Below are 15525 nucleotides of genomic sequence, written 5' to 3'. Positions count from 1 at the left end.
CATGCTGCAAAACGGCATGCTGCGGATCGGCCTGCTGCTGGCCCTGGCGGTGCTCGCCGTCGACCAGGCGACGAAGTGGTACATGCTGTTCGTGCTGGACCTGCCGCGCGTCGGGCATATCCCCCTGGTGGCACTGGGGCCCTTCGGCTTCGACCTCACCATGGTCTGGAACCGCGGCGTGACCTTCGGCCTGCTCGCCGGCGACGCGGCCTGGTCCCAGGCGCTGCTGGCACTGCTGGCGCTCGGCATCGCCGGCTTCCTGCTGCGCTGGATGGCCCGCGCCGAGAACCGCCTCACCGCCCTGGCACTTGGCGCCGTGGTGGGCGGGGCGGTGGGCAATGTGATAGACCGCTTCCGCTTCGGCGGCGTGGCGGATTTCTTCGACGCCCACGCCTGGGGCTGGCACTGGTACGTGTTCAACCCGGCCGATGCGGCAATTGTACTTGGCGTGATGGCATTGATCGGCGATGCCTTGTTCCGGCCATCGCCGGCCGTTAAGGGAAGCGTCCCATGAAGCTTTTCCGCACCGTTCTGCTCGGCCTGCCCCTGCTTGCAGGGTGTGGCGGCGACACCGCCCGGTCTCTGGGCTTCACCCGGGACCCGCCGGATGAATTCCAGGTCACCACCCGGGCGCCGCTCTCGGTGCCGCCGCGCATGACGGACCTGCCGCTGCCGACCCCCGGCGCGCCGCGGCCGCAGGAACAGCGCCCGCCCGCCAGCGCCATCCTCGGCACCGTGCCCCAGGCCGCCGCCGCACCCTCCGGCGCGGAACGCGCGCTGTTGGCCCAGGCCGGGCAGGCGGCACCCGACAACATCCGCAGCCAGGTCGATGCCGAAAGCCTGCGGCTGGACCGGCCGGACCGCAGCGTGGTGGACCGCCTGATGTTCTGGCGTGCCGACCAGACGCAGCCCGGCACGGCGCTGGATGCGCAGCGGGAGGCGCAGCGCCTGCGGGAGAATGCGGCGCTCGGCCGCGAAAGCACGGATGGCGTGACCCCGGTGGCGCAGCCGCCACGCCGTGGCCTGCTCGATTCGATCTTCTGACCTGCGCCTGGGGAGGTGGCCGGGACGCCCGGCCGCCCCCATCTGAGGTCTTCGTAGCGTCCGCTGCCGGCAGGGCCATGCCCTCGCCGGCCTTCCTGTTTTCGCGCAAGTCCCGCGCCAGTTGGTGGTTTCGCCCGTGACCGATCCGACCGCCCCTTCCGCCACCCCCGCCTTCCTGAACCATGACCGCCCGCCCGTGCCCGACCTGGTGGTGCCGCGCGGCGTGCTGCCCTTCCACCTGGACCAGCGCCCGGTGCGCGGCCGGCTGGTGCGCCTCGGCGCATTGGCGGACGCGATCCTCGGCCGGCATTCTCAGCACCCCGCCGTGCTGCGCCTGATGGGGGAGGCGCTGGCGCTGACGGCTGCGCTGGCTACCGCCCTGAAGTTCAAGGGCTCCTTCAGCCTGCAGGCCAAGGGCGATGGCCCGGTGTCCCTTCTGCTGGCCGATTGCACCGATGCCGGCGCGCTGCGTGGCACCGCCAAGGTGGATGCGGCGCGGCTGGAGGCGCTGCTGGCGGAAAACCCGCACCCGACCGCCGCGGACCTTCTGGGCGCCGGCTACTTCGCCTTCACCTGCGACCAGGGCGACGACATGGAGCGCTACCAGGGCATCGTCGCGATCGAGGGCAAGAGCCTGGCCGAGATGACCGACAACTACTTCCGCACTTCCGAACAGTTGCAGAGCCAGGTCCACCTGGCCTGCGGCCGCAGCCTGGCCGGCTGGCGCGCCACCGCCCTGGTGATCGAGCGCGTGGCGACGGAAGGTGGCGTTGTGGCGGAGGCGAACCAGGAGGACCAGGACGATGCCTGGCGCACCGCCCAGGCCCTGGTCGGCACGCTGAAGTCCGACGAGATGCTGGACGACACTCTGACCGCCGACCGCCTGCTGCACCGGCTGTTCCATGCCGAGGGCCTGCTGGTGGATCGCCCCCGCGCATTGTCCTATGGCTGCCGCTGTTCCCGCGCACGGCTGGCGGCGGTGCTGGAGAATTTCGGGCCGGAGGACCTCGACCACATGGCCGAATCCGGCGCCATCACCATGACCTGCGAGTTCTGCGCGCTGGATTTCCGGTTCGAACGCTCCGAGGTGGATGGCAAGGCCGGTCGCGCCTAGGGAATGGGTCCGGCTTAGGCAAACGTTACGGCTGGACCCGGCGGCCCCACTGCATTACCGGAGGTGGGGCCGCGAGGAACCTGCCCCATGCCGATGCGTCGCCACCTGCTGAAAGCCGCCCTGGTCCTGCCGCTGCTGCCTGCCGCCTGTGCCTCCGCGCCGGAACCGCCGCCGCTGCGGCCGCTGGTGGAGGGCTACCGGCACCTGACCCCGCTGCGGCTCAACGTGCTCGACATTGAGATCGCGTCCCCGCTGCCCGGTGCCGTGCAGGTGACGGAACCGGCGCCGATGCGCCCGGATGTGGAACTACGCCGGATGGCGGAACACCGCCTCGTGCCGATCGGCACGGAGGGCCGCGCCCGTTTCGTCATCGCCAATGCCCGCTTCGTCCGGCAGCGGCTGGCCGGCGGCGGGATGTTCTCGGGCGAACCGGGCGAGCGCCTGACCGTTGAACTGGCGGTCCGGGTTGAAATCCTGGCCGGGCCGGATGCGGCGCGCGTCGCCTTCGTCGAAGCCCAGGCACAGCGCAGCCAGACGGTCGCCGATGGCGCCACCCCGGCCACGCGGCTGCGGGCGGCGGAGGATGTGGTGCGGCAGGCGATGGAGGCGATGAACGTGGAGTTCGAATTCCAGATGCGCCGGACGCTGCGGGCCTGGCTGGCCGAGGGCCTGACGCCCAACGCCCCCGCCCCGGTGCCGATCGAGCGCGAGGAGCTGTCCGGTGGTGCGCCGGCCGGAACGCCGTTCACCGGGGGGGCGGGCACGTGAGCATCAGCTTCAGCAACCCCGAGGGCGTCCACACCCCCGGATCACGTTATTCCCACGCGGCGCTGGTCGTGGGCGGCAGCCGGCGGTTGGTCATCTCGGGCCAGATCGGCGTGGCGCCGGACGGCACGGTGGTTCCGGGCGGGGAGGCGCAGATCGCCCAGGCGCTGGCCAACCTCGGCACGGTCCTGGCCGCGCACGACATGGGTCCGGCGAACATTGTGAAGATGAGCGTGTTCCTGACCGATCGCGGCCTGATCACGCCCTGGCGGATGGAGCGGGAGAAGTTCCTCGGCACCCTGGCCCCGGCCAGCACCCTGCTGATCGTGGCCGGGCTGGCCGACCCGCGCTTCGTCTTCGAGGTCGAGGCCGAGGCGGTGGGCTAGGCTCGGAGGTTAGGCCTCGACGCTCGTCCGCGGCGCGCCGAGCATCGTCAGGAATTCACGCCGCACCTCGGGATCGTCGCGGAAAGCGCCGAGCATGCGGCTGGTGACCATGGAGACGCCCGGCTTGTGGATCCCGCGCGTGGTCATGCACTGGTGCTGCGCCTCGATCACCACGGCGACGCCCTTGGGCTGCAGCACCTGCTCGATGGTGTTGGCCACCTGCGCCGTCAGCTTTTCCTGAATCTGCAGTCGCTTGGCGTAGGTCTCCAGCACCCGGGCGAGTTTGGAGATGCCGACGACGCGGCCGTTCGGGATGTAGGCGATGTGCGCGCGGCCGATGATCGGTACCAGGTGGTGCTCGCAGTGGCTTTCCAGGCGGATGTCGCGCAGCACCACCATCTCGTCGTAGCCGTCCGTCTCCTCGAAGGATCGCGCGAGCAGTTCCACCGGATCGGTCTCGTAGCCCGAGAAGAACTCGCCATAGGCCCGGGCGACACGGGCGGGGGTGTCCACCAGTCCTTCGCGCGTGGGGTCGTCCCCGGCCCACATCAGCAGCGTGCGGACGGCGGCCTCCGCCTCCTCCCGGCTCGGGCGGATCGGCGTGGCAGGCTGGTCGGCAAGGGAGCGGGCGGGGGTGTGGATGTTCACGGGGCGAGATCCTATCGGCCTCTCGGTGCGGCGCGGGGCCAATCCTGCCCCGCGCATCACCGCGCCTTGTTCGACACGGCAGATGGGGGCGGCTGAAAATCGCGCAATGGTGCTTACGCCGGTAGATCGGATCGGTGAGCCGCCGCGGTTGATGCCATCAATGGTTCAGACCAATAGCGCAGACCGGCGGCTCAGACCGGCGGCTCAGACCGGCGGCTCAGACCGGCGGCTCAGACCGGCGGCTCGCCCTGCACTGGATGGCTACCGAGCGCGCGCAGCAGGACCGTGATGTCGTGCGCCGCGGCTTCAACTGCCTCCGCATCGCTGCCCTTGGCGACCAGCGCGACGCCACCGCCGCCCATGCGGTAGTAGGGGTAGCTGCCGATGTCGAGGTCCGGCCAGCGCGCCTGGATCGCCGCCAGCCCCTCCGCGATACGGCCCTCCATGACGCCATCGGCGTGCACGGCGCGCGAGGCGATGGGTGGGCCACCCTGGAGGGTGGGGGCGAGGCTTTCAAACATCGCCTGCATGATGCGCGGCACGCCGGCCAGCACATGCACGTTCTCCACCGTGAAGCCGGGGGCGATGGAGATGGCGTTCTCGATCAGGGTCGCGCCGCGTGGCATCGTCGCCATGCGCTGGCGGGCCGGGTTGAAGTCGCCGGGCTTGTAGTGGCGCTCCAGCCGCGCCCAGGCCTCCGGATGCGGCTCCCAGGGCAGGCCGAAGGCGCCGGCGACGCATTCGCTGGTGATGTCGTCATGCGTCGGGCCGATGCCGCCGGTGGTGAAGACGTGGTCGAATTTCGGCCGGACCTCGTTCAGCGTGGCGATGATGGTCTCCCGCACGTCGGGGATGATGCGGACCTCGCGCAGCGGAATGCCGATCTCGCCCAGGCGGATCGCCAGGAAGTTGATGTTGAGGTCCCTGGTGCGCCCGGACAGCACTTCGTTGCCGATGACCAGGAGACAGGCGGTGGGGTTGGCGGCGGTCATCGGGCAGGCTCCGGGCGGAAATCGCGACGCGTCGAGGATGGCAGGCTAGCATCGCGGTGGCGGCTACAAGAAGTCTCGCAGCAGGGCGACCAGCGGCTTGTCGGCGGGCGGCATCGCATAGTCGGCCAGCTTGCTGGGCCGCACCCAGGCCAGTGCCTGGCCCTCCAGCGGCGCCACCCGGCCTTCCCAGCGGCGGCACAGGTACAAGGGCATCAGCAGGTGGCGCTCGCCCAAAGGATGGCTGGCGAAGGCGAAGGGGGCGAGGCAGCTTTCGGCCACGTCGATCGCCAGTTCCTCCTTCAACTCGCGGATCAGCGCGGCTTCGGGCGTCTCCCCGGCCTGAACCTTGCCGCCGGGGAATTCCCATAGGCCCGCCATCGGCTTGCCCTCCGGCCGCCGCGCCAGCAGCACGCGGCCATCCGGGTCGATCAGCGCGCAGGCGGCGACCAGCAGGATATTCGCCCCGCCCGCCGCTTGCGGCTGGTCGGCCAGCACCGGGCTCGTCCGCGGCAGGTCATCGCGGGTCAACTCGAACAGCTTCACCGGCATGGTGCCGCCGCGGGCGAGGAATTCCCGCACACCGTCGCCGGTCTCCCGGAAACCGATGCGGCGCAGCAGGGCCTGGCTGCGGGCATTCTCGACCAGGGCGGAGGCCACCAGCCGGTCCAGCTCCAGGTTGGCCAGGGCCCAACTCGCCAGCCGTGCCGCGGCTTCCGGCCCGACCCCGTGGCCCCAGAAGCGGCGCCCGATCCAGTAGCCGAGCTCGGCCTCCCGCTTCGTGGCGTGCATGCTCAGGCCGATGCAGCCGACCAGCACCTCCCGCTCCCCCGGCTCGCCGGCCGCCTCCAGCCCGGTGATGGCCAGGTGCCAGGCGATGCGCGCCTGCATCTGCGCCTGGGTCGAGGCGATCCATTCATCGGCGAGGGCGCGCGGGTAGGGGAAGGGGACACGGGCCAGGGTCTTGGCCACTTCCCAGTCATTTACCAGCCGGTGCAGGTCGGCCGCATCCTCAGGCCGCAGCGGCCGGAGGGTCAGGCGCTCCGTCCGCAGCGGCTGGAAGTCCTCGGGAAGGTCAGCCGTCACCTCAGGACCGGTAGGCGCCGTTGATATCGATATAGCCATGCGTCAGGTCGCAGGTCCAAGCCGTTGCCTTGCCGCGCCCGAGCGCCAGGTCCACCTCGATGGCCACCTCGCGCCCTTTCATGTGGGCGATGACGGGCGTCTCGTCGTAGCCCGGCACCACGCCGCCGTCGCGCGCCATCCAGGTGCCGCCGATCGCCACCGAGAGCAGGTCGCGGTCGGCGGGTTCGCCGGCCTTGCCCACGGCCATAACGATGCGGCCCCAGTTGGCGTCCTCCCCGGCGATCGCGGTCTTCACCAGGGGCGAATTGGCGATCGACATGGCGATGCGGTGGGCGGAACGGGCGGAGACGGCACCGGTCACGTCGATGCGGATCAGCTTCTGCGCGCCCTCGCCGTCACGGGCGACCATCAGCGCCAAATCCATCAGCACCTCATGCACCGCGCGGGCGAAGTCCTTCAGCAGGGGGCCACCCTCGGCCGGCACGCGGGGATGCTTGGTGGCGCCGGTGGCGAACAGCAGCACGGTGTCGCTGGTCGAGGTATCGCTGTCCACGGTGACGCAGTTGAACGACCGGTCCGAGCCCTTGGCGAGGATCTTCTGCAGAGCCGCGGCCGGCACCTTCGCGTCGGTGGCCAGGAAGCACAGCATGGTCGCCATGTCGGGGGCGATCATGCCGCTGCCCTTGGCGATGCCGGAGACCGTCACCGTCGCCTCGCCGATCCGCGCCGTGCGTGTGGCGCCCTTGGGGAAGGTGTCAGTCGTCATGATGGCCCGCGCCGCGGCGGGCCAGCCATCGGTGCCGAGCGCCCCGAACAGCGGCGGCAGGGCGGCGACCAGCTTCTCGGTCGGCACCTTCTCGCCGATCACGCCGGTCGAGGCCAGGAACACCTCGTTGGGCTTGCAGCCTGCCAGCTCCGCCATCGACTTGGCCGTCTGCGCGCAGGTCTCGCGGCCCGCCTTGCCGGTGAAGACGTTGGAATTGCCAGCGGTGACGACCAGGGCGCGCGCCTTGCCGCCCTTCAGCGCCGCGCGGCACCAGTCCACCGGCGCGCCGGGGCACTTGTTCTTGGTGAAGACGCCCGCCACGGTGGTGCCGGCAGGGAAGGTCATCATGGTGACATCCTCCCGCGCCTTGTAGCGGATCTCGGCGCGGCCGGAGCCGAGGCTGACGCCCGCGATGGGCGGCATCTCCGGCAGCGGCAGGGCGAGCGGCGACACCGGAAGATCCTTGCCAGCCATGGTCGGGACCCTCAGCGCCGGGGTTGTGCGGGGGCGGCGGCCGGCGGGGCGGCGCCATCAAGCAGGGAGGGCGCGGGTGTGGCGGGCAGCGGGCTGCCATCCATCGCGAAGCGCTCGATCCGGGCGCCGGCGCGGACACGGTCGACCTCGGCGGTGACGGCTTCCTCGAAGGCGCGCTGGCGCAGGCTCTCGCGGGCTTCGTCGAAGGCCGGCGGCGGCACGGCGCGGCGTTCCTCCACCTTGATGACGTGCCAGCCGAACTGGGTCCGCACCGGGTTCTCCGAGATCTGGCCCGGCTGCATGGCGAAGGCGGATTCGGCGAATTCCGGGATCATGTCGGCGCGCTTGAAGAAACCGAGGTCGCCACCCTCCCGCGAGCCGGGGCCGGTGGAGCGGCGGCGGGCGACCTCGGCGAAGTCGGCGCCGGCGCGGCGCGCCTCGGCCAGCGCGGTGCGGGCCTCGGCCTCGGTGGGCACCAGGATATGGCGGGCGCGCACCTCCTCCTCCGCCGGGCGGCCGGCGACTTCCCGCTGGTAGCGCGCGCGCAGGGCCTCATCGGTCAGGGCGGGGGCCACGGCGCGTGTGATGAGGGCCTGCTGCAGGGTTTCGTCCTCGGCGCGGCGCAGGCGGGCGGCCACTTCCGGGTCCTGCGCCAGGTTCTGGGCGCGGGCGGCGGCGGTGATCGCCTTCTGGGTGATCATCTGGTCCAGCAGCAGCGGCATCAGCATCGGGGCGGGCATGCCGCGAAGTTCATCGGGCAGGCGCTGCGCCTCCGCCTGCAACTCCGACAGGCGGATCTCCGTGCCCTCGACGCGGGCAATCACCGGGTCCGGGGCGGGTCCCTGGGCGAGCGCGATGTGCGCCGGCAGCAGGAAGGAGGCGAGCAGAAGGGCGGGGCGGCGCATGGAATGGGGTCTCTGCATGTTGCGCGGAAGATGGCCGATGCGGGGGGCTGCCACAAGGCGCGCATCCTGCGGTCCCGCAGGGTGGGAGGTGTCCGTTGCGTTGACGCGGCGGGGTCGGGCGCCTATCTCTGCCACCTTGCGCCGCAGCCCCAATTGGGCCTTGCGCCCTCGTCCCCGGGCGCGATGCCGCTGGTCGAACATGCGGGTCGGAGACGACTTTCAAAGATGTTTCAACGCCTTGTCCGCGCCTTCATCGGCACATCCAACGATCGGGCGCTGAAGCGCTTCCAGGCCCGCGTGCCCGCGATCAACGCGCTGGAGCCGGCCTTCGCCGCGCTGTCGGACGACGCCCTGCGCGGCAAGACCGCCGAATTCCGCGCCCAGCTTGCCGCCGGGAAGACCCTGGATGATTTGCTGCCGGAGGCGTTCGCCACGGTGCGGGAGGCCGCGAAGCGCGTGCTCGGCATGCGGCACTTCGACGTGCAGATGATCGGCGGCATGGTGCTGCATGATGGCCGCATCGCCGAGATGAAGACCGGCGAGGGTAAGACCCTGGTCGCGACGCTGCCGGTGTACCTGAACGCGCTGCCCGCCAAGGGCGTCCACGTGGTGACGGTGAACGACTACCTGGCCAGCCGCGACGCGGAATGGATGGGCCGGATCTACAAGTTCCTCGGCCTGACGGTCGGCGTGATCGTGCACGGCCTGACCGATGAGCAGCGGCGGGAGGCCTATGCCGCCGATGTCACCTACGGCACCAACAACGAGTTCGGCTTCGACTACCTGCGCGACAACATGAAGTACCGGCTGGACGAGATGGTCCAGCGCGACTTCGCTTATGCCATCGTCGACGAGGTCGACAGCATCCTGGTGGATGAGGCGCGCACGCCGCTGATCATCAGCGGCCCGTCCGACGACAGCAGCGACCTGTACCAGCGGGTCAACGCGGTGATGGTCGAACTCGTCAAGGACACATCGCTGTTCGAGAAGGACGAGAAATTCAAGACCGTCCACATGATCGAGGCGGGTACGGAGGCGCTGGAAGTGGCGCTGACCGAAGCCGGGCTGCTGACGGAAGGCGCGCTGTACGACAGCGCCAATGTCACCCTGGTGCACCACGCCAACCAGTCGCTGCGCGCGCATGTGCTGTTCACCAAGGACGTCGACTACATCGTCCGGCAGGACAAGGTCGTCATCATCGACGAGTTCACCGGACGCATGATGGAAGGCCGCCGGTATTCGGATGGCCTGCACCAGGCGCTGGAGGCCAAGGAAGGCGTCACCGTCCAGCCGGAAAACCAGACGCTCGCCTCCATCACCTTCCAGAACTACTTCCGGCTGTATCCGAAGCTGTCCGGCATGACCGGCACGGCCTCCACCGAGGCGGATGAATTCGCCGAAATCTACAAGCTGGAAGTGGTGGAAATTCCGACCAACGTGCCGGTGGCGCGCAAGGACTCGGATGACGAGGTCTACAAGTCGGCCCGCGAGAAATACGAGGCGGTGGCGGTGCTGATCGCCGAGGCGCGCGACCGCGGGCAGCCGATCCTGGTCGGCACCACCAGCATCGAGAAGTCGGAGCTGATCTCGGAACTGCTGAAGCAGAAGGGCGTGCCGCATCAGGTGCTGAACGCCCGCTACCACGAACAGGAAGCGGGCATCGTGGCGCAGGCTGGCCGGCCGGGCTCCGTCACTATCGCGACCAACATGGCCGGCCGCGGCACGGACATCCAGCTCGGCGGCAATGCGGACATGCTGGCCCGCGCCGAGATCGGCAACGCGGACAGCCCGGAATACGACGCCGCCCTGGCCCGCCACAAGGCGGAGATCGAGGCGATCCGCCCGGCGGTGAAGGCCGCCGGAGGGCTGCTGGTGATCGGCACGGAACGCCACGAAAGCCGGCGTATCGACAACCAGCTTCGTGGCCGGTCCGGCCGCCAGGGCGACCCGGGCGCCAGCCGCTTCTTCCTGTCGCTCGAAGACGACCTGATGCGCATCTTCGGCAGCGAGCGCATGGGCGGGATGCTGCAGAAGCTCGGCCTGAAGGAGGGTGAAGCCATTGTTCACCCGTGGATCAACAAGGCGCTGGAGAAGGCACAGAAGAAGGTCGAGGCCCGCAACTTCGACACTCGGAAGAACCTGCTGAAATACGACGACGTCATGAACAACCAGCGCAAGGAGGTCTACGCCCAGCGGCGGGCCTTCATGGTGGCGCCGGACGTGGCGGAGACGGTGGCCGAGATGCGGCGGGAGACGATCGGCAAGCTGGTCGACACCGCGATCCCGGAGAACGCCTACCCCGAGCAGTGGGACACGGCGGGCCTTCAGGAGAAGGTGTTCAACATCCTCGGCCTGGACCTGCCGGTGGCGGATTGGGCGCGCGAGGAGGGCATCGACGAGACTCAGGTGCGGGAGCGCCTGATCAAGGCGGCCGATGAAAGCTACGCCGCGCGCGTCGCCAATGTTGGTACCGACCTGATGCGCATGGTCGAGAAGTCCCTGCTGCTGCAGATTTTCGACGCGGTGTGGAAGGAACACCTGCTGGCGCTGGACCATCTGCGCCAAGGCATCGGCCTGCGCGCCTACGGCCAGCGGGACCCGCTGAACGAGTACAAATCCGAGGCCTTCAACCTGTTCAACGCCATGCTGGAGGATCTGCGGGAACGCACCACCAGCGTGCTGATGCGCATCGATATCCGGCCGGACGCTCCGCCGCCGGAGCCGGAGCCGATCCGCGTCACCGACATGCGCCACCCCGACCCGCGCGGCGGGGACCTGGAATACGCCGATGCCGGGCCGCCGCCGGCCTATGGTGCGGCCACCCAGGCGGCGCGCAGCCCGATGGTGGCGCAGTCCGTGGACCCGGACGACCCGGCGACCTGGGCCGCCACGCCACGCAACGCGCCGTGCCCCTGCGGGTCCGGCAAGAAGTACAAGCACTGCCACGGCAAGGGCTGACCATGAGTTGAAACCGCCGCGCTTGCGCGGCGGCGCTGGCATCGCAACATGCCCGGCATGATCGACGCGAAATCTCTTCTCGACCGCTTTCTCGGCCCGAATGCGGGCACCGGCTCCGGCCAAGCCCAGCCGGGGCGCATGCCATCCGTCGGCGGCCTGCCGCAGGGCGGTGGCCTGGCGGACATGGCGCGGCAGGCCCTGCAGGGCGGCGGTGGTCGTGGGCTTGGGAACATGGGCGGCTTCGCCGGTGGCGCGGCGGCGGGCGGGCTGCTCGGGATGTTCCTCGGCGGCAAGAAGCGCGGCGGCGGGCTGCTGAGCCATGGCGGCGCTGCGGTGCTCGGCGCGCTGGCGCATCGGGCCTGGCAGAACTACCAGGCCGGACAGGCACCCACCACGGCACCCCCAGCCAGCCTGCAGGATGCCGCCAGCGTCGATGAACGCTTCCTGCCGGGCGCCACGCCGGCGGCGGGCGGGGAGGCTTTCGAACTGGCGCTGATCCGCGCCATGATCGGCGCCGCCCGCGCCGATGGCCACATCGATGCGACCGAGCGCGCCCGCATCTTCGAGCAGGTGGACAAGGCCGGGCTGGACCCGGAGGCCAAGGCCTTCGTCTTCGACGCGCTGGACGCACCGATCGGGGTCAGCGAAGTGGCGGCGGCGGCGCGGACGCCGGAGCAGGCCTCCGAGCTCTACCTGGTCTCGCGCCTGGCGGTGGACCCGGATCATCCTGCCGAGCGTGCCTACCTGGAGGCTCTGGCGCACCGGCTGAAGCTGCCGCCGGCGCTGGTGGCGCATCTCGACCGGCAGATCGAGGCGGCGGCGAGTCCGGCCGCCTGAAGGCTTCTGCCGGGCGCGCAGCGCTGGCATCCTCCGCGGCATGAGGATCACGCGCGTCGACACCGTGCTGCATGGCAGTGCCTTCACCTTTGGCGCCAAGCCCGGCGCCATGGGCGGCAATCTGCGGCTGAGCCGCATCGACACGCTGCTGGTTCGCATCGAGGTCGAGAGCGGCCTGCACGGGTGGGGGGAGGGCTTCGGCTTCTCCCTGGCGGCGACGACGCGGGACGTGGTCGACCGGCTCATCGGCCCTGCCTGCATCGGCCAGGATGCGCGTGACATCGCCGGCATTGGCACCATGCTGGCACGACGCTTCCACAATTTCGGCCGCAACGGGCCGGCCAGCTTCGCCATCTCCGCCATCGACATCGCGCTGTGGGACATCCGTGCCAAGGCGGCGGGAAAGCCGCTGCATGCGCTGCTCGGTGGCACCGGGCGGGAGCGGGTGCCGGCCTATGCCAGCCTACTTCGCTACGGCCAGCCGGACGATGTGGCGCGCAACGTGGCGGAGGCGGTGCGCCGCGGCTACCGCCGGATCAAGCTGCATGAGGTCGATCTGGATTGCATCCAGGCGGCGCGGGAGGCGGCGCCGGCTGAAGTGCCGTTGATGCTCGACATCAACTGCGCCTTCGCCGATGCGGCCTCGGCCCTGGATTTCTGCCACGCGGTCCGCGACCTGAACATCGCCTGGGTCGAGGAGCCGACCTGGCCGCCGGAGGATTTTGCGGCCTTGGCGCGGGTCCGCGCCGCTGCGGGCTGCCCGATCTCGGCGGGGGAGAACCTTGGTGGCCCTGTGGATTTCGTCCGGCTGTTCGCGGCCGGGGCCGTGGATGTGGCGCAGCCCAGCGTCACCAAGCATGGCGGCCTCTCCGGCCTGCTGGAAGTGGCGCGGCTGGCGCGGCAGGCGGGCGTCGCGGTGGTGCCGCACTGCCCCTATTTCGGACCCGGCCTGCTCGCCAGCCTGCATTGGCTGGCGGCCGCGGAGGCCGAGGCACCGCTCGAGATCTACTTCGCCGACCTCGACACGCCGCCCAACGGCCTGGTGGTGCGCGATGGCTTCGCGGAGGTGCCGCGGGCGCCGGGCCTGGGTCTCGACCCCCTCATATGACGGCGTGGCGCACGCGCGCGGACAGCCATTCGCTGACCAGCACCGTGCCGAGGATCAGCACGAAGATCACCGTCACCTGCGGCCAGGCCAGCACGTTGATGCTGGCCTGCATCTGCATGCCGATGCCGCCCGCGCCGACCAGGCCGAGCACCGTCGCCTCACGGATGTTGATGTCCCAGCGGAACACGCTGATACCCGCGAAGGCCGGCATCACCTGCGGCACGATCGCCCAGCCGAGCACCTGCGGGCGGGAGGCGCCGGTGGCGGTCACGGCCTCCACCTGCGTCGGGTCGATCTCCTCGATCGCCTCGTACAGCAGCTTGGCGATGAAGCCGACCGAGCGCAGCGCGATGGACAGGATGCCCGCCAGCATTCCGGGGCCCAGGATGATCACCAGGATCAGCGCCCAGATCAGCGAGTTGATGGACCGGCTGGCGACGATGATGAACAGCACGGCGGGGCGGACGAACAGCCGGCTCGGCGTGGTGTTGTGCGCGGCGAGGAAAGCCAGCGGCACACCGATGACGATCGCCAGCGCCGTGCCGATGGTCGCCATGTTGATGGTGTCGAGCAGCGGCTTCCAGAGCTGGCTGGCATAGGACCAGCGCGGCGGGAACATGCGGCCGATCAGGTCGGCGCCCTGCGCCGGCGCGTCCCACACGAAGGGCCAGATGGTGCGGTCCGAGATGAACTCGAAGCACAGCAGGGTCAGCGCCACGGCGCCGAACCAGCCGGCCCAGACCAGCAGGTCCGCGCGTGGCGTGCGACGGCGCCACACCGGCACGGACTTTCCATCCTGGGCGACACCCGTGGTGACGGCCATCTACTGGACCTTCCGACGGATGTAGCCGCTGCTGTATTCGCAGGCCAGAACGATAAGGATGATGATGATGAGGATCGCCGCCGCGGTGTCGAATTCGTAGCGGTCGAAGCTGGTGTTCAGCGTGTCCCCGATGCCACCGGCACCGACCAGCCCGAGCACCGCGCTTTCGCGGAAGTTGATGTCGAGCCGGTAGGCCGAAAGCCCGATCAGTCGTGGCCGCACCTGCGGCAGCACACCCCAGGCCAGCAACTGGAACCAGGAGGCGCCGGTGGCGCGCACCGCCTCGGCCTGGGAGGCCTGGATATCCTCGATGTCCTCAGCGATCAGCTTCGCCATGAAGCCGATCGTGGCGAAGGCCAGCGTCAGCGTGCCGGCCAGCGGGCCGAAGCCCACCATGGCGACGAAGACGATGGCGATGATGATTTCCTGGAAGGTGCGGCTGATGGCGATGATGCCGCGGCAGAACAGGTAGATCGGCAGCGGCGCCAGGTTGCGGGAGGCGCCGAGCGCCACGGGGATCGACAGGATGATGCCGACGGCGGTGGAGACCACCGTCATGGTCAGGCTTTCTCCCAGCCCGATCAGGATGTCCTCCCGCTTCGAGACGAAATCGGGCGGGAAGAAGCCGCTGAGGAAGCGCCCGGCGCGTTCCACCCCTTCGGCCGCGCGGGTCCAGTTCACCTCGATGGTGGTGAAGGCCAGCAGCGCGTAGGCCAGCGCGCCGAGATAGACGGCGTAGCGCAACCAGGGTGTCGCGATCAGCGGTGGCGGCCGCCAGGCGCGCGCGGCGGCGGCGGGATCGAATGTCGTGGCGCTCATGCCACCGCCTCGGCCGCCTCGTCCTCCTCCTCGGCTTTCCGGATGGTCTGCGACCAATCCTCCTCGCCATAGATCGCGGTCAGCGCATCGGTGCCCAGCTCCTCCGCCGGGCCGTCGAAGACGATGCGGCCGGCGCGGAGGCCGACGATGCGGCGGGCGAATTGCTGGGCCAGCGCCACGTCGTGGATGTTGATGATGGCGGCCAGCCCGCGTTCGGCACAGAGTTCCACGATCAGCCGCATGATCTGGCGGCTGGTCTTCGGATCGAGGCTGGCGGTGGGCTCATCCACCAGCAGCAGTTTCGGGTCCTGCATCAGCGCGCGCACGATGCCGACGCGCTGGCGCTGGCCGCCGGACAGCGCATCGGCGCGCTTGTCCGCCATGTGGGCGAGGCCGACGCGATCCAGCAGCCGGAAGGCTTCCTCGAGATCCTTGCGGGGAAAGCGGCGGAACCAGGACGACCAGAAGCCGACATAGCCGAGCCGACCGGACAGGACATTTTCCATCACGGTCAGGCGTTCGACCAGCGCGTATTCCTGGAAGATCATCCCCATCCGCCGCCGTGCCCGGCGCAGCGCGCCGGAGCCTAGGCTGGTGAGGTTCACCCCGTCCAGTTGCACCGTCCCACTGGTCGGCTCGACCAGCCGGTTGACGCAGCGGATCAGCGTGGATTTACCGGCGCCCGAGGGACCGATAAGCGCCATCACCTGCCCGGCCGGAACCTGGAGATCGACGTGGTCAAGTGCCAGGTCGCCGGTCGCGTAGCGCTTGGTCAGCTTCTCAAGAGTCAAAAGCACCGGCAG

Annotated in this window: 16 protein-coding genes; 8 read left to right on the top strand and 8 right to left on the bottom strand. The window is 70.0% G+C overall.

Annotated elements, in window-relative coordinates; genetic code table 11:
- Window position 1: 1 nt before the first annotated feature.
- The 5 genes from lspA to ACLF3G_RS22315 all read left to right on the top strand — a co-directional run bounded on the left by lspA (window position 2) and on the right by ACLF3G_RS22315 (window position 3309).
- A complete protein-coding gene (lspA, locus tag ACLF3G_RS22335; RefSeq protein WP_430671624.1) occupies window positions 2–514 on the top strand; it encodes a signal peptidase II in 513 nt (170 codons plus the stop codon).
- The gene (locus tag ACLF3G_RS22330) at window positions 511–1044 is read left to right on the top strand and encodes a DUF3035 domain-containing protein (RefSeq protein ID WP_430671623.1); all 534 of its coding nucleotides are present in this window, start codon (window positions 511–513) and stop codon (window positions 1042–1044) included. Before lspA ends, ACLF3G_RS22330 begins: the two co-directional genes overlap by 4 nt.
- 136 nt (window positions 1045–1180) lie before the next feature.
- The gene (locus ACLF3G_RS22325; RefSeq protein ID WP_430671622.1) at window positions 1181–2158 is read left to right on the top strand and encodes an Hsp33 family molecular chaperone HslO; all 978 of its coding nucleotides are present in this window, start codon (window positions 1181–1183) and stop codon (window positions 2156–2158) included.
- Window positions 2159–2245: 87 nt separating this feature from the next.
- Entirely contained in the window at window positions 2246–2926 is a 681-nt protein-coding gene (locus ACLF3G_RS22320) for a hypothetical protein (protein WP_430671621.1), read from the top strand.
- On the top strand, window positions 2923–3309 hold the full coding sequence (locus tag ACLF3G_RS22315; RefSeq protein WP_430671620.1) for a RidA family protein: 387 nt from the start codon (window positions 2923–2925) through the stop codon (window positions 3307–3309). Before ACLF3G_RS22320 ends, ACLF3G_RS22315 begins: the two co-directional genes overlap by 4 nt.
- Window positions 3310–3318: 9 nt before the next feature.
- Here ACLF3G_RS22315 and folE read toward each other — a convergent pair whose 3' ends face one another.
- From folE to ACLF3G_RS22290, 5 genes are all read right to left on the bottom strand, one after another.
- A complete protein-coding gene (gene folE / locus ACLF3G_RS22310; RefSeq protein ID WP_430671619.1) occupies window positions 3319–3957 on the bottom strand; it encodes a GTP cyclohydrolase I FolE in 639 nt (212 codons plus the stop codon).
- Window positions 3958–4187: 230 nt separating this feature from the next.
- Window positions 4188–4949: a competence/damage-inducible protein A gene (locus ACLF3G_RS22305; RefSeq protein ID WP_430671618.1), complete on the bottom strand. Its 762-nt coding sequence runs from the start codon at window positions 4947–4949 to the stop codon at window positions 4188–4190.
- Window positions 4950–5012: 63 nt separating this feature from the next.
- The gene (locus ACLF3G_RS22300) at window positions 5013–6032 is read right to left on the bottom strand and encodes a bifunctional GNAT family N-acetyltransferase/(deoxy)nucleoside triphosphate pyrophosphohydrolase (RefSeq protein WP_430671617.1); all 1020 of its coding nucleotides are present in this window, start codon (window positions 6030–6032) and stop codon (window positions 5013–5015) included.
- Window position 6033: 1 nt separating this feature from the next.
- The gene (gene argJ, locus ACLF3G_RS22295; protein ID WP_430671616.1) at window positions 6034–7272 is read right to left on the bottom strand and encodes a bifunctional glutamate N-acetyltransferase/amino-acid acetyltransferase ArgJ; all 1239 of its coding nucleotides are present in this window, start codon (window positions 7270–7272) and stop codon (window positions 6034–6036) included.
- A gap of 11 nt (window positions 7273–7283) precedes the next feature.
- On the bottom strand, window positions 7284–8177 hold the full coding sequence (locus ACLF3G_RS22290; RefSeq protein ID WP_430671615.1) for a peptidylprolyl isomerase: 894 nt from the start codon (window positions 8175–8177) through the stop codon (window positions 7284–7286).
- 225 nt (window positions 8178–8402) lie between these two features.
- Between ACLF3G_RS22290 and secA the strand changes: the two genes are divergently transcribed.
- The 3 genes from secA to ACLF3G_RS22275 are packed head-to-tail and all read left to right on the top strand — an operon-like array spanning window position 8403 to window position 13080.
- Window positions 8403–11135 (top strand): preprotein translocase subunit SecA, encoded by a 2733-nt coding sequence (gene secA, locus ACLF3G_RS22285; protein ID WP_430671614.1) that lies wholly within the window; start codon window positions 8403–8405, stop codon window positions 11133–11135.
- Window positions 11136–11192: 57 nt separating this feature from the next.
- On the top strand, window positions 11193–11972 hold the full coding sequence (locus ACLF3G_RS22280; protein ID WP_430671613.1) for a tellurite resistance TerB family protein: 780 nt from the start codon (window positions 11193–11195) through the stop codon (window positions 11970–11972).
- 40 nt (window positions 11973–12012) lie between these two features.
- Complete coding sequence (locus tag ACLF3G_RS22275; RefSeq protein WP_430671612.1) at window positions 12013–13080, top strand: mandelate racemase/muconate lactonizing enzyme family protein; 1068 nt, start codon at window positions 12013–12015, stop codon at window positions 13078–13080.
- Here ACLF3G_RS22275 and phnE (ACLF3G_RS22270) read toward each other — a convergent pair.
- The 3 genes from phnE (ACLF3G_RS22270) to phnC are packed head-to-tail and all read right to left on the bottom strand — an operon-like array spanning window position 13073 to window position 15519.
- Window positions 13073–13903 carry a phosphonate ABC transporter, permease protein PhnE gene (phnE, locus tag ACLF3G_RS22270; protein ID WP_430671611.1) on the bottom strand — a complete coding sequence of 277 codons (831 nt, stop codon included), beginning with the start codon at window positions 13901–13903 and terminating at the stop codon, window positions 13073–13075. The two genes, ACLF3G_RS22275 and phnE (ACLF3G_RS22270), sit on opposite strands and share 8 nt — an antisense overlap.
- A complete protein-coding gene (phnE, locus tag ACLF3G_RS22265) occupies window positions 13904–14722 on the bottom strand; it encodes a phosphonate ABC transporter, permease protein PhnE (RefSeq protein WP_430671610.1) in 819 nt (272 codons plus the stop codon). It abuts the gene before it with no gap.
- Entirely contained in the window at window positions 14719–15519 is an 801-nt protein-coding gene (phnC, locus tag ACLF3G_RS22260) for a phosphonate ABC transporter ATP-binding protein (RefSeq protein ID WP_430671609.1), read from the bottom strand. The genes phnE (ACLF3G_RS22265) and phnC overlap by 4 nt, the downstream gene beginning before the upstream one ends.
- Window positions 15520–15525: the final 6 nt, after the last annotated feature.

The organism is Falsiroseomonas sp. HC035 (assembly GCF_050563525.1).
GTDB lineage: Bacteria > Pseudomonadota > Alphaproteobacteria > Acetobacterales > Acetobacteraceae > Falsiroseomonas.
Note: the sequence above shows the minus strand (reverse complement) of the source record. Positions and strands in the feature narration are given on the sequence as shown.